We start from the raw sequence: 14,721 nt of genomic DNA, 5'->3' as shown, positions 1-14,721 counted from the left end.
TCACATCAGGGATAGATAATATTCAGCGTAGCCGATGTATTGATCTTACCCTGGCTCACCTGGGCGGGCGCCCACACGTAATAGTACGCCGCCATCGGAAGGGTGAAATGTTCGTCCAGCGCCGCGCCAGCCGCCACGCTGAAAATCATCGTGGCGTTGCCACGGCTGGTGGTTGAGGTAGAGAAGGTCACCGGCGTTTGCGGGGCGTCACGTTTTATCAGGCGTAGCCCCACGCCCTGCGCCGCGCTACTGCTGCTGTCGATCAGCACCGAGCTGTCGGTTGAGAGCAGCTGCGTGCTGGACAGAAACATCTCAATTGCCCGATCGGAATTGCCGTTAACCCCGACGTTCTGACAGCTCATGTTCAGTGAAAAAGGCGTCAGCCCCGGCTGTGAGGATGCACTGAGCTGGGGAATGCCGAGCGTCGGCAGCGCTACGGTCAGCCCCGCATTATCAAAGGAACAGGTAGTCAGTTTTGGCGCGTATTTGATGATCATCGGCTGACCAAACATATCCCGGTTGTCGTAAGGCCACTTGAACCCGCTGAATAACCACTGCGCTATCTTGATGACCTGATTGATTGGCCAGGTGATGATTTCCCAGAAGGATAACCCACTCATGTCGCTGACGAACAGAACGTCGCTCATGTTCGCCGTATCCCCCGTCAGGGTAGTGCCGCTCTGGTTAACGAGGGTGAAGCGAACCGTAAACGGTGTGTTCAGCTCAGACGCCGTATGGCTACCGCTGGCAGTCAGGGTTTTATTGGCCGGGGGATTGGTGATCTCCGCCCGCACCATATACTTGTTATTGCTGAATCCGAGGATGGTCGCGTATTTGCTGTCGGTCGAGAGGATCGGCGTGTAAGAAAATTCACTGTTACCTGTCGTACAGTTGAATGAGCCGCTGTACTGGGTGCTGAAGCTGCCGGTCCATGTGGGCGTGGCCGGGCTCAGCTTATCCGATAAATCAATGGTAATCGGTGTGCCATAAACGATGCTGCTGCCGGAGCAGGTGGCATAGCTCATCCCACTAATACTGGAGAGGAGCAGGAATATGAATGATCGTAACATTTTGATAATCCGTAATTAATGGCAAACCGATGAGGGGCTGTTCAGCCCCCAGGCTGGGGCGGAGATTTCGCACTTCCCGCCGCGGAGATGCACGTTGAGCGCGCGTGGCGGCTGTTCAGCGCGGATATACAGTACGCTGGCCTGGCCGACATACCCGACAGATTCACCGTGTTCATCAAGCACTTCGGTACCAAAGGGCAGCGGTTTGCCGTCGGCACGCGTCGCATGAAGTACCCATGACTGGCGTTTGTCGGTTTCGAAGCGGATGTAGCTCACCGCCCCGTCGTAAGGGGCCACGTTAGCCATGTTGCCGATCACCTCCGCGCCAGCGCTGTTTTCCGTTTGCGATAACGTAATGGCGTTTTTGCGATACGGGGTGGCGTAAGGCACCAGCGCCACGCCATCGCGGTTCGTCATAATGCTTTCATCGCCGTTCACCATCAGTCCCTCCGCTTTTGGCGCATCGACGATAGTCATGGTTGTGCCGGTTTCGTTTGAGGCGAGAACGTGCCACGGGTAGGCCACCAGGCTTCCCCGTCCGCTGAGCCCGGTCTGGCGGTAGTCGGAGGATTCGCTGTAAGAGCCACCGAGTGTCGCGAAGTTCGAACGGTACGCGGCGTTAACGCTTGCCGCATTTTTACCCCCCCGCGCATTACTGCCGGAGAGGGTGTAGCTCAGGCGGTTCGACGCCAGCGCGTTCCCGCTCATGCTGATATTGCTCTGCTCGTAATGCGAATCGCTGGCCGTCAGGCTGGAGGTGATCCAGGCATTATTATCAAACAGCGAGAACGGCAGGCTGAGGGAGAGGTAAAGGCGCGTCTCTTCTTCACTGTCCCTGTTCCGTACCCGGCTGGCCGACAGGGTATAGCTGGCGCGGCCGATGGCGTTGGAATAGCCCATCTGGTATTCGCGCGTGGTTTGCTGTGAGTTCCAGTAATCGCGCTGTGTGCCGGAGACAAATACCGTGCCCCAGTTATTGAGCAGGCGCTGATTAAGGTTAAGCGTAAAGGTATTCTTGGGCTGCGCCGCGCGCAGGGCATCCCAGGTGCTTAGCGACATGTCGGGCGCAACGCCAAACCGATCTTCATAGTCGTCGTACTGCGCTCTCAGGCGCTGATACCCTTCGCGCGAATAGAGCGCGTCGCTGAAGCTGTAATAGCCTTTAGTGGAATAGCGATAGGCCGCCAGGGTGAAGTTGGTGGCGGTGGTATCGATAAATTTGCTGTACGACACGCGATAACTCTGACCGCTGCTGGTGCGATCCTGTAGGGTGGTTTTGGCGTGGGTGACATCAAACGAGACCGCGCCAAACGGAAGGTTCCACCCGGTACCGACAAGCCCGGCCTGGTAGTTATCGCTAATAATCGTCCCGGTATACCCGGTGATGAGGTTATTAAACCCGTAGCGCAGCGTGGCCTGCATGAATGCGGGTTCGGCATCTAGCGTGTTCTGGTGCACTTTACCCGCCACCACGCTGTACTGACTCACCCCTTCTTTTAGCATCCCGGGCACGGCGGAAAACGGCACCGTGAAGGACTGCTGTGAACCGTCCGCTTCACGCACCACCACCAGCAAATCGCCCGCGGAGCCGGTAGGCTGAATGCTGTCGAGGGTAAACTGGCCCGGCGGTACGTTCTCCTGATAGATCACGTTGCCATTCTGGATAACTTTCACCAGGGCGTTCGTCCGTGCCACGCCGTGAACCACCGGTGAAAAACCCTGCTGTGAATTTGGGCGCATCTTCATGTCCGACGCCAGCGACACGCCGCGCACGCGCAGGGAATCAAACAGATCGCCAGGAATATAAAAGTCACCCAGCGTCAGGTTGGATTTCAGCGAGGCCAGGGGACGGCGCAGGTAGCGGGTATTATTCTGCCAGCTACTCTCTCCGCTGGCCGTTTTCCGCCAGGCGCTGCTGTCGCGAAACTGCCAGCCGAACAGGTTGGCGCCGGAATCCAGCCCGGCATAAAAATCATCATTTGTGTCTTTCGCAGCGCCTTTTGCACGGGTGTTATACCAGGTCGTGTTCCACGAGAGCATCAGCGCCGGGATCCCCTCGTCCCAAAACTGGGGGGCAATGTAACCTTCTTCAGTACGCAGCACGGCCGCCTGCGGAACGGTAAGCGCCAGACTCAGGGTGCTGGTATCGGTTTTGACTTCACCGCCCTGAACCAGATCGCGCAGCTGCACCTGCCCGTGCGCAATGGCGGGCGCAGGCACGGACGTGGTGTTGATGCCAAGCGACCGGGCATCTTTCCAGGCAAGGCGGATGTCGTCACGCTGCTCGCCGTAGATGACGGTATAACGTCCCTTCCAGCTGCCGTTTACGTAGATATCCATCTCCTGATTGCCGGCAGGCATGGCGTTGTTTTCGGAAAAGCGAGACAGATCGGACTCACCGGATGCGCCAGCAAGCAGGGAGGGATCAAACGAGACGGCCCCTGATTTATGCGAAAGCAGAAGCGTGCAGACTGCCAGCAGACAGAGTCTGTTTTGTTTCATTTTCATGGTGAGTCTTTCCGATCACTGACTGGTGAAAGTCCGGGTTTTATACGCGCCAAGATCGTCCACATACATCAGCTGGAAGGTCTGTCCGCGCTTAACCGTATTTTTTGCGGCGACCGTCAGCTGCCCAAACGGGGAAACCATCGGGGACTCCTGGAGCAATTTCGTTTTACCCAGCGAAATATTGGCGACCGTAATATGGAACGGACTGTTATTTGTAATGCGAAAGCGATCGCCTTCGGCGGCGAGCGTCAGTTTCGCCACCGCGTCATCCAGCGTGCCTTTCAGCGCAGCGGGCCGGTAAAAAAGTTTGATACGTGATTTAATCGCCAGCTGAACGGTATTCTGATTTTGCAGATTTTCAGGTCTGGGCGGAATGTCGAGGACATTCAGGAAAAAGACGGATTCGCGATCCGCAGGCAAGCTGGACGGCAGCTTTTTAATACGAAGCTGTTGGCCATTATGTTCGTTAACTTTTATCACCGGCGGCGACAGCAGAAACGGCACATTGGCTGTTTCCGGCGTGGAATTAATATCACCGTCATCTATCCAGGATTGCACCAGAGCGGGCGCATCGCCCGTATTCATTAACTGGACGATCACCTCTTTGTTATTTTCAGGATAAAGGACACGGGTGCCATTAATGACAATATTGGCCCATGAGTGACCGGTGCTTAGCAGTAAGCCTGCCAGCAAAATTGCCTTGCGCATGATTGCAACCTTAAATACAGGCTCTGCGAAAACAGAGCCTGTATAATCATTATTACAGGTAGGAAATGGTATACGTTACGTTGGAGCTTAACTCGCCCACGGTGGCGGCAGCGGCGTTCGTTTTATAGTAATAAACATCCAGCGTCAGCGTCTCGGAATCTGGCGCGGTCGCTGTACCCATAATATCCGTAGTGTAAGGCTGGTTCAGGGTAATTGGCGTAGACGAACCTGGCTCCACTAACGCAAAACCGACATTACGTGCCACACTGGCATCGCTTTCATTCACGCTGTTATTCAGCAGGTATTTACCGTCAGTGGAAATATTATCCGCGCTGGAGAAATACACTTTCAGCGGGGTACCGGTTGTTCCGGCTGCTGGTGAACAACCTGAGAACGTCAGCGCAATAGATTTTTTATTCTTAGTGATCAGGCCAACCGTGGTGCCTGCATCTTTTACCGAAATAGGGGAAAGCGCAACGGTAAAGTCCGCGCTTTTACCGCCGTTAATGGTACAGGTTGTATCGGTAATAGCGCCGGTAAAGTTAATGATACCACCCGCTGAATTGTCTGCGGCAACTGCGCTGGTAGAAGCAATAGCGGCGGCCAGCAGTGATACGGTCATGATCGATTTGAACATGATAAACTCCATGAAGATTTGTGTTATTTAAAATGAATGTTAATCGGCTACACATGTCCCTGATATACCGGCTAGACGCATGGCGACTCGGGAGAATGCTTTGACGATATTATGTTGCACTAAAAAAGTATATAACAAAACATTATTCCAACAACTTCTAAAGTTTAAGATTATAATCTTGCGAGTTAGTTTTTTTTAATGTTTTAACCTAAATGCGTTAGTTCGAATATTTTTATTAATGATTTAATAATTGTTAATTAATGAAGCTTTATGAATTCATCTCTCAATTAATATCACGCGACTTGACCACACAAACTTTAGACTTATTATTGCCTGTCAAATGCACATAATTTTAACAATGGCGTAATAATAATATGAAGTATCTCATTGATCTTACAATGCTTTATGAAGTCGACACCGGTATGATCATGATTAATGGAGAGGAAGAGTCATCCATTAAGTTATCTAACCAGGCGGGTCGTCTGCTTTATGAACTTATCATCAATAATGGTAAAACTCTCGACAGAGACGACCTGACCTGCTCCCCGTTGATTAGTACACCCCGATGTTAGTAATGTCTTCATAAGCCACATGAGGACATCCCCATGAAGAAGCGTTTTTCCGATGAACAGATCATCAGTATTCTCCGCGAAGCCGAAGCTGGGGTACCCGCCCGTGAACTCTGCCGCAAGCATGCCATTTCCGATGCCACGTTTTACATCTGGCGTAAGAAGTATGGCGGTATGGAGGTGCCTGAAGTTAAGCGCCTGAAGTCGCTTGAGGAAGAGAACGCCAGACTCAAGAAGCTGCTTGCCGAAGCCATGCTGGATAAAGAGGCGCTTCAGGTGGCTCTTGGGCGAAAGTACTGACGACAGACCAGAAGCGGGAAGCCGTGATGTTGATGTGTGATGCGACCGGTCTGTCGCAACGTCGTGCCTGCAGGCTTACAGGTTTATCCCTGTCGACCTGCCGCTATGAGGCTCACCGTCCGGCTGCTGATGCGCATTTATCAGGGCGCATCACTGAGCTGGCACTGGAGCGCAGGCGTTTTGGCTACCGTCGTATTTGGCAGTTGCTGCGCCGTGAAGGGCTTCATGTTAATCATAAGCGCGTGTACCGGCTTTATCACCTCAGTGGCCTGGGCGTAAAACGCAGAAGACGTCGTAAAGGGCTGGCAACAGAACGTCTGCCGCTGCTCCGTCCGGCGGCGCCCAATCTGACCTGGTCGATGGATTTCGTCATGGACGCACTTTCCACCGGTCGCAGGATCAAGTGTCTTACCTGCGTCGATGATTTCACAAAGGAATGCCTGACGGTCACTGTTGCCTTTGGGATTTCAGGCGTTCAGGTCACGCGTATTCTGGACAGCATTGCACTGTTTCGAGGCTATCCGGCGACGATAAGAACTGACCAGGGGCCGGAGTTCACTTGCCGTGCACTGGATCAATGGGCCTTTGAGCATGGTGTTGAGTTGCGCTTAATCCAGCCGGGCAAGCCAACGCAGAACGGATTTATTGAGAGCTTTAACGGACGATTTCGCGATGAATGTTTGAATGAGCACTGGTTCAGCGATATCGTTCATGCCAGGAAAATTATTAATGACTGGCGGCAGGATTATAACGAATGCCGCCCGCACTCCACGCTGAATTATCAGACACCGTCTGAATTTGCAGCGGGCTGGAGAAAGGGTCATTCTGAGAATGAAGATTCCGACGTTACTAACTGAGTGTTGTATCTAATCGTGGGGGCAGGTCAGACCTGATAAAGAAGGTCTGGGAGGATCATGGTTTCTCTGGTTCTTCGGTGAGTCTGAATGTTGCCATAAGTGAAATCAGAAAAGCATTTCGTACATTAGGATGCGATCCTTTACTGATAAAAACGATACGTGGCAAGGGATTTAGCCTTGCCGCGCATATTGAACATCACACGGTCAGGCCGCCGGTTGTTTCAACGCTTAGTGAACAATCTGCCTCTGAAGCATTCGATACGCTAGCGCATAAGAAAGATGCCGATCCGCCTAAACAATTAATATCGCTGCACAGACTCTTTATTTCTCTTTGCACGTTATTACTGATTACCGTTATCGGCACCGCTGTTTTACTGTTGCACCAAAGGGATTCCTATGCCGAGAGCCTGAAAGATTCTGATATGCATCTGCTCGGTAAAGTGGACCGGTGTACGGTATACCTGATCGATAAGAATATGTATCAGCCGCGACAGCACTACTTTAATCACGTAAAAGAGGTCATTGCCAGTCAACATATCGACTGTCAACACCAGGTTGCAGATGCTTACTATTCCAGGTTTAAAAAGTCGCAGATAGAAAATTATTTCCTGGCCATCTGTTATCAGCAGGACAGTATCGACGATTATAAGAACTGCATTTCTTACAGAAGCCTGACCGGGAGTTAAAATATGTCAAGGACTAAAATGAGTGTACTGTTCAGTATCGTACTGGCGCTGTCTGCCATCGCGTTGTTGTGGATCTATTTTACCAGAACGCAGGATGAGGGGTTTGGCTGCCAGTCAGATACCATTTCCTGGAAAACCTATTCCACGGGTGAGTTAACCGATATGTCGCTAACCACGCTTTTCCTGTTTAACAACAAAGATGTTGTGACGGTTATTCATAAAGGCGTACTCAAGAAAGAGGGCAAAAGCTACCTGATTGACAGAAATTACACGCTCAGCGTGGAAAAAGTCGACGGAAGCAATATCTTTTATATTAAGGATAAAAAGCTGAATAAATCTGAAGATGATGCGGCACCGGATGGCGTTGTAAACGAAATGTTACTTGATAATATCAACTTCTTCTATATTACCCGCGTTAAACCGCACGCCTGGTTAATTAAGGGGCTGGTTTTGCCTGTAATGATGTGTGTGGCTGTTCCGACGTCCTGATATTTCTCTTTATTGAAAAATCGATATTTATCTATTGCTCGGGAAATTGAGTGATTTACTCAATACGTAACAATAAGATACGAGAAATTTATTTATATTTTTATTGTTATTCTCCGGCGAGTGAATTTTTCTGTATTGCCTCGTTATTTTGCGGCTGTCTATACTCCGCCTCGAAAAAGGGGCTCCCCTTTTTATACACGTGGATTCTTTTTTGAAGGACTAAATAAATGAACAAACTGAACGCTATCGTTCTGGGCTCCCTGTTGTCTGTTTCTGCCCTGAGCGCAGTTAATGCAGCAGAAACGACGGCTTCTGCCACCTGGCAGGCAACCGCGACCAAAGACAGCGAATCCGACCTGGTTGTTACGCCAACGCGTGCTTTGAACTTCGTTTACAGCGCCAATACCAAATCTTTCAACACCGATACCGGTCTGTTTGATGTGGCTATCCGTGGCGATCACTCTACGGCGACCAGCTTCAAACTCGAAGCTATCCTCGACGATTCAAACAACACGCTGTTCAGCGTGGGCGGTGAAGCGACCAAGCTGAAAGTGGGTGCGCGTTGGGGCGGTAACGACCTGGGCTCTATCGGTGGCACCGTGGGGGCGAAATCAACCGCATGGACCACGCTGGTTGATTCTTCTTCTAACACCGGCGTCTCTTCTGGCCTGTGGAACCTGACCACCAGCGCAGGCGCGGCGGCAGATACCGAAATTACCGGCCAGGACAAATTCGTCTTCTACGTTGACTCCGCTCAGGACAACGCGGGTACTGCGAAAGAGTTCAAAGACCTGACCAACAGCCTGTGGGAAGGGACCGTATCTGTTGCGTTCCGCGCAACCTGGGGCTAAGGCCTGATCGATCCAGGGGCGCAAGCCCCTGTTTAGGGAAATAGCATGTTTAACCTCAAATCCGCCTTCTTATTTTTATTATTTATCTCTTCCTCCGCGCTGGCCATTAATGTGGGAAAAGTCACCACCATTATTCCTGCGGATGCTGACTCCACCGCCAAGGAAATAAAAAACGAAGCAGACAGCGTGCGTATTGTTTCTGTTCGCGCACAGCGGATCAGCAGCCCAATGGATGAAGGGATCGTCATTAATCCGGAGAAAGTGGACGAACTGTTGCTGACGCCCACGCGCATGGTAATGCCCGCCGGTACCAGCAATATTGTCAAATTTTACTATCACGGAAACGCCGATAACAAAGAGCGTTACTACCGCATTACCTTCACGGATGAAGGGGTGAGCGAAGAGGTGGACAGCGGTTCACCAAAAAACGGTACCGGGATGACGCGCGCGGTGGTGAGCACCATTCTGGTGGTTCAGCCCCGTGATAAGAAGATCGACTTCGTCTATGTGGCGGGAAAAATAACCAATAAAGGGAACACCTCGTTTCGCGTCAATGCGACCGGGACCTGCCTGAAGCCGAATCCGGAATCCCCGAGCACGCCGTGTAGCAAAAACTTCTACCTGATGCCAGAGACCTCGCGCGCTATCGAGGATATCAACGTTACGGATAACCATTTTCATCTCGGAATATGGGACCTGAAACAGTTCATACCTGTTAAGTAAGGATGCATGGTGAAAAATAAATTAGTGTTGCCGGTGATGATGGCTTGCGCATCCGGCACGCTGCCCGCGCTTGCGCATGCAGCCTCAAGCTCCGTGGTTATCGCTAATTACCGTTTTCCCGACTCGCTTTATGCACTGCTGGAGCAGGGGATCAAAATTCCCGTCTATCTGGTGAATACGCGTTCACACTCAGCACAACAAGGGAACCACGAAGGCACGGCGAGCGAATATGTTCGTATCGGTGACGTGACGCTCTTTGCAAAAGATCTGAAGCTGGGGCTGAGGGACGTTCAGGTCCAGGAGTCTGATAACGGCATTCGTCTGTCAAAAGAGATGAGAACGTTATTGCAGAGCATTAACGACAAGCAGTTTGATGACCAGATGCGCATTCCGGTAAGTACGGGGTCCGCGTTCGAGCTGGATCAGAAAAAAATGCGCCTGTTGCTGAATCTGTCGCAGAGCGACTACGGGGTGAATATTCGACCGCGTGAGGTGGACATTGATGCGCCGGAGTCTGACGACCTGAGCGGCACGTTCTCCTACAACCTCGGGGCGTATCACACCGAGAGCGGCTACGGTGACAGCTGGTCGTCGGGCTATCTGAACGCAAGAAACTGGATCTCAATGGGCGTTGATCATGTGCTGATCGACGGCTCTGGCTACGTCAACGAGAGCAGCAGCGATACCCAGATGAACGCGGTTATGTGGGAGCGCGACTATCAGGGGATGCGCTACGCCGCGGGCATGCTGAACGGCTGGGCGATGCAGTCTCTGGCGAGCGTCAGCGGGATTTCCGGCGGTGAAGTCTACGGCGTTTCCATGGGCAACCAGGCCAACTCCCGTAAGCGCGATAACACGCTCTCTCTGACGCCTGTGGTGGTCTATTTCCCCACGGCGGGCGAGGCCCGTATTCGTCGTGACGGGCAGCTTATCGGGATTCAGCGCTTTGACGTCGGCAACCATGAAATTGACACCAGCAGCCTGCCCTACGGGATCTACAGCATCGAAGTTGAGGTGGTGAGCGGAAGCCGCACCGTGTCACGTAGCATGTACACCGTGAATAAGCCGTTCTCCAGCAACGTGTCGGAAACACTGCGCTGGCAGATGTGGGGCGGGATGTATAGCCGCGATAAATCCGTCGTCAATTATAAAAAATACGCGAAACACAAAAACGAGCAGGACAACACCTACTACTACGATTACGACACCAAACATAAAGACACCATGTCGCTGGTGGGGGCCTCGTTCAGCAAGCGCAGCGGGATGGTCGACTGGAACGCCTCCACCTACATGATGCGGGAACACATCGTCAGCGAGCTGTGGGCCTCCCTGAACCTGACGGGCTATTTCTCGGTGAATACCCAGACCATGGCCGCCTCCGACGGAACGTACCGCGCCAACTACGGCGCGAATCTCAGCCTGCCGTGGCAGATCGGTTCGGTCTGGTACTCCCATGAACAGCTCTCCAGCGGCAAGTTCCTCGATATCTATGAGAGCAAGGGCAACACCTGGGGCGCCTCCTTTAGCCTGCCGTCGTTCGGCCTGCCCTCAGCGGGCAACCTGAGCCTGATGCGTCAGGAGGACGACCTCTATCGCTATAAACGCTATCAGCTGGACTACTCCCAGGGGTTATACGCCGGTCGCTACGGTACGGCGCGCCTGCGGGTGGGGATGTCGCGCAACAAATACGACGGGTATTACGAAGAGAAAGATCGCTACGTGATGCTCGATTTCGCCATACCGCTCGGCAATACCGTGTCGGTTGGCGTTTCCCACAATCGCGATACCGGCACGGCGCTGAACGTCAGCGCCAGCCGCCAGTTTGAAGGCGATTACCTGAAATCGGCCACCGTCAACGTCTCGAAAGCCTTTAACAGCCGCCAGGATCGCAGCGTAAGCGGCGGCGGCAGCGTGAACTTCGACACGCCGTGGAACAGCAACATCCTCAGCGTCCAGAGCGGCATGAGTAAAGGCTGGAACTCCACGCTGACCAGTGACGGCAGCGTGGGCTGGTCCAAAGAGGCCATCGCCGCCGGGAAAGGCACCGAAAGCGCAGGGGTGATTGTCAGTACCGGTCTCAAATCTGATGAAGCGCTGACCCTGAAGCTTAACGGCCGGGCAGAACGCATCAAAGGGGATAAAACCTGGCTGTCGCTGCCGGCATACCAGGCTTATGACCTGGAAGTGATGAACAGTGAAACCGGTACGGAAAGCTATGAGATTGGCGCGAATGCGCGTCGCCATATCACGGTTTATCCGGGCAATACCGTGGTGATGAAGCCGCAGGTGAAGAAAATCGTCACCCTGTTTGGCCGCCTTGTGGATGCAAACGGCAATCCGATTGGCGCCACGCAGATCAAAAACCACGTTGGGCTGACCCGGACGGAGAACGACGGACGCTTCGTGATCGACGTTGATAAGAACAACCCTGTCCTGAGTATCGCCACGCCGGACGACAGCGTCTGCGAAGTGCGCCTGGACATTGAGTCTAACCGCGGTGCGCTGTGGCTCGGGGACATCTCCTGCGACAAAGGCGATTTCGTCTGGCAGGAAGCAAAAGGAACGCAGGAACGTGACGATGAAAAAGATATTCGCTCTTAATTTGCTGCTGATGAGCGCGGTGGCCCATGCGCAGGAGCTGCCCTATTTCGCCATTAATAATCCGGACAATAACGGTACGGGAAACAGCGCGGGGCTGTTTAGTCTGAACAGCACCTCGACCGCGTTTTTACACGGTTCGCGTGAGTGGCCGACGCTGAGCGCGAAAACGAATAACGGTATCGCCACTTACATCCCGGACAACAGCTACAGCGGTCCGGCAGGCAGCGCGCTGACCATCGACTTTTCGGTGACCGGTTCCAGCGCCTCTCCTTTCTTTACAGGGACGGCGTGTTCCTCGTCCTGCGGCAACACGGGGTACACCCCGACGACCCGCTATACCGATACGTCGATGGTGGTCAAGCCGCCGGTGATGGAGCCCGGCACGTCATACGGGCGCTGGGTCCTGGGCGATCCGTTCTTTAACTATCTGCTCAACGCCGCGCCAGGGGATGAAGTGACCATCACCTCCACGCCGCAAATCAGCTCCATCAACAAAGTGACCACCACCAATACGCTTCACAAGGTGGGCACGCTGACCATGACCAACGCCAGGGCGCTCAACCTGGGGATTGACCCGATCAGCGGCGAGGTGACGATTGTCGATGGATCAACGGGGGCCACCTGCACCAAATACACCCGCAACACGGTCTCTGGCGTGCTGTGCGACCTGCTTGAATACACGTTTGTTGGGGAAGATATCTCCGGTTACAACGGGGGGCTGGCGCTCACCTCTTCCCGCGTCAACAGCGTGCTGCAATCACACATGAACGGCGGCACCGGGCTTGCCGCCGAGCTGACCTTCGATGAAAACACCTGGTACAGTATCTCCGGCGGTATCCTGAGTGATACGCGTGTCCTGGCAAACACCTTCCTCGCGGCGCCGCAGAAAAACGGCGGCAAAGCGTACCTTAAAATATTTTTGCCGAAAGCGTTAATTCTGAGCGTGGCGCAGGCGGGGGACGGCAGCAGCATTGGCAATATCGTCAGCCTGTGCCTGACGCCCGGCAACAGCTCGCTGGCGGCGGATTTCTGCTTCCAGCCGGGGGGCGGCCTGGTGATTAACCCTATTCAGCCGGGGCTGGAGATTACGCCCGACAACCCGGATTACGCCCTCGATCCTGACGGTCTGGGCGGCTCCGGGAAAGGCGCCATCGGCGAAACGCCCATTGAGATCCCCTACACCATCACCTACAGCGGGGCGCAAAAAGATGCGGCGATTGCGGTCACGGTAAAAGTCACCGGACCTACTCAAAGCCTGAATGGGGTGGACTACTGCGCCTTCAGCGGCAACGGCTTTACGGTTCCCATTCCGGGCAACGTGCTGGTGGGGAAAAGCCAGACGCGCATGGCGCATAACTGTATAGGCGAGGTATTGTCGATCCCGGCGCCGGCCACCCATGCGGAAGAGTGGGACAAAATGAGTTCCGGCGTGACCGATATGTGGCTCTGGAAAACACCGCTGATCCTCCAGTTCGTTATGGATAATCCGGTATCGAAGACCACCTATGACGGAAATAGCTGGTTTGGCGAAGTGACCGCGCAGGGAAGAATAGATGTTAGCGCATCCTGGAATTAATCAATCATGACTGGAAAATTCCTGGCTATTTTTGCAATAAATTGCTTCATTTCCACAGGGGCAAATGCTTTAATTATCGAAAGTCTGAATATTGATTTTCTTCCCGAAAGAGAAGTTGTTTTTCAGCCGATAAAAAACGATACCAGCGAACGTCAGAATTATACCGTTTCGCTTATTCAGGTAGACGTTCCAAAAGAGAAGGGAAAAGAAACCGAAATAAAAGACGGCGAAGTCATGTATTCGCCTAAGCAATTAACGCTGGGGAGCGGTGAGCGCGCGGGTTTTAAATTTTACTATACCGGCCCGCATGACAACAAAGAGCGATACTATCGCGTAAAATTCACCGAGACGCCGCTCCAGGCAAAGGTTATCACGCGCAAAGGCCAGCGCATCCAGTCGGATGTGGTGGTCTCGCTTGAGGCTATTTTGATTGTCCGTCCATGGACACGACATTTTGATTATGCGTTTAGCAACGGGGTGGTGAGTAATACCGGGAATACCTATTTTAAATATGTTTCCTCGGTCGGGTGCAGTACGCAATACAATAATTCAAAATATATTCCTCCGGGGCAACGGCTGGAAATAGATAATGCCGGGCAGGCTGCAAGGCGAATGATTATTTATGGCAATAAAATCATTCCGCTGACCACCTGCCCGTAGCAACCGCTTTCCTTCATAAAAGGAAATTAGCCTTTAGCATCATGCTAAAGATCCATCACTACAGGAGATAAAAATGAAAGCGATTTCATTCGTAGAAGCGAAAGACATTATTGGCGGCGCGTTAAACCCGTTCGCTGGTCTGGTTAAAGGTGCACAGCTGGGTTACGACACTGGCGCCAGCATCATGGGCATGGTTGGCGGTGTGGTTGGCGGAGTTCTGGGTGGCGCAATGGGCTTCCTGGGCGCGCTGGTTGGTAGCTACAACTAATTCACGTTTACAGGAAAAGTATCATGCAAGTTATCGATTTCAAAAAAGCACAGGCCATCATCGGTGGTTGGGATCCGTTTGCTGCCGCTATTCAGGGCGCAAGCGCGGGCTATAACGCGGGCAGCCAGATGTTAGGCGCGCTGGGCGGCACCATCGGCGGCGTATTCGGCCTGGTGGGCGGCTTCATCGGCGGTTTCTTCAGCGCCTAAGCGAGAAGC

General features: G+C 53.0%; 13 protein-coding genes and 1 pseudogene. 10 read left to right on the top strand and 4 right to left on the bottom strand.

What is annotated here, in order from left to right; translation table 11 throughout:
- Positions 1–5: 5 nt before the first annotated feature.
- The 4 genes from L350_RS03465 to L350_RS03480 are packed head-to-tail and all read right to left on the bottom strand — an operon-like array spanning position 6 to position 4,923.
- Positions 6–1,070, bottom strand: coding sequence for a fimbrial protein (locus L350_RS03465; RefSeq protein WP_022646577.1), 1,065 nt, complete (start codon positions 1,068–1,070; stop codon positions 6–8).
- A 15-nt stretch (positions 1,071–1,085) separates the two neighbouring features.
- Complete coding sequence (locus L350_RS03470) at positions 1,086–3,578, bottom strand: fimbria/pilus outer membrane usher protein (protein WP_032626649.1); 2,493 nt, start codon at positions 3,576–3,578, stop codon at positions 1,086–1,088.
- A 15-nt stretch (positions 3,579–3,593) separates the two neighbouring features.
- A complete protein-coding gene (locus tag L350_RS03475) occupies positions 3,594–4,286 on the bottom strand; it encodes a fimbrial biogenesis chaperone (protein WP_001223973.1) in 693 nt (230 codons plus the stop codon).
- Positions 4,287–4,338: 52 nt separating this feature from the next.
- Positions 4,339–4,923: a fimbrial protein gene (locus L350_RS03480; RefSeq protein ID WP_022646579.1), complete on the bottom strand. Its 585-nt coding sequence runs from the start codon at positions 4,921–4,923 to the stop codon at positions 4,339–4,341.
- 605 nt (positions 4,924–5,528) lie between these two features.
- Here L350_RS03480 and L350_RS03495 point away from each other — a divergent pair.
- The 10 genes and pseudogenes from L350_RS03495 to L350_RS03540 all read left to right on the top strand — a co-directional run bounded on the left by L350_RS03495 (position 5,529) and on the right by L350_RS03540 (position 14,712).
- A protein-coding gene (locus L350_RS03495) for an IS3-like element ISSen4 family transposase (protein ID WP_096147877.1) occupies positions 5,529–6,649 on the top strand; the annotation gives its coding sequence in 2 pieces (ribosomal slippage) (positions 5,529–5,787 and positions 5,787–6,649; 1,122 coding nt in all).
- Between the two features lie 23 nt (positions 6,650–6,672).
- Positions 6,673–7,335, top strand: a pseudogene (locus tag L350_RS03500) (transcriptional regulator); the annotation flags it as partial.
- Positions 7,336–7,353: 18 nt separating this feature from the next.
- The gene (locus tag L350_RS03505) at positions 7,354–7,824 is read left to right on the top strand and encodes a hypothetical protein (protein ID WP_022646581.1); all 471 of its coding nucleotides are present in this window, start codon (positions 7,354–7,356) and stop codon (positions 7,822–7,824) included.
- Positions 7,825–8,051: 227 nt separating this feature from the next.
- A complete protein-coding gene (locus L350_RS03510) occupies positions 8,052–8,675 on the top strand; it encodes a common pilus major fimbrillin subunit EcpA (protein WP_003860995.1) in 624 nt (207 codons plus the stop codon).
- Positions 8,676–8,720: 45 nt separating this feature from the next.
- Entirely contained in the window at positions 8,721–9,398 is a 678-nt protein-coding gene (locus L350_RS03515) for an EcpB family pilus assembly chaperone (protein ID WP_032626645.1), read from the top strand.
- A gap of 6 nt (positions 9,399–9,404) precedes the next feature.
- Positions 9,405–11,999: a CS1-pili formation C-terminal domain-containing protein gene (locus L350_RS03520; RefSeq protein WP_032626642.1), complete on the top strand. Its 2,595-nt coding sequence runs from the start codon at positions 9,405–9,407 to the stop codon at positions 11,997–11,999.
- Positions 11,977–13,575, top strand: a complete 1,599-nt coding sequence (locus tag L350_RS03525) for a hypothetical protein (protein WP_032626640.1) — start codon at positions 11,977–11,979, stop codon at positions 13,573–13,575. Before L350_RS03520 ends, L350_RS03525 begins: the two co-directional genes overlap by 23 nt.
- Positions 13,576–13,581: 6 nt before the next feature.
- On the top strand, positions 13,582–14,235 hold the full coding sequence (locus L350_RS03530; protein WP_006812468.1) for a hypothetical protein: 654 nt from the start codon (positions 13,582–13,584) through the stop codon (positions 14,233–14,235).
- A gap of 73 nt (positions 14,236–14,308) precedes the next feature.
- Positions 14,309–14,503 carry a hypothetical protein gene (locus L350_RS03535; protein ID WP_022646586.1) on the top strand — a complete coding sequence of 65 codons (195 nt, stop codon included), beginning with the start codon at positions 14,309–14,311 and terminating at the stop codon, positions 14,501–14,503.
- Positions 14,504–14,526: 23 nt separating this feature from the next.
- Entirely contained in the window at positions 14,527–14,712 is a 186-nt protein-coding gene (locus tag L350_RS03540) for a hypothetical protein (protein WP_001196016.1), read from the top strand.
- The last annotated feature ends 9 nt before the right edge of the window (positions 14,713–14,721 follow it).

Origin of the sequence: Enterobacter sp. MGH 4 (assembly GCF_000534735.1) — a bacterium.
GTDB lineage: Bacteria > Pseudomonadota > Gammaproteobacteria > Enterobacterales > Enterobacteriaceae > Enterobacter > Enterobacter intestinihominis.
This window is presented reverse-complemented; position numbering and strand designations above follow the sequence as displayed.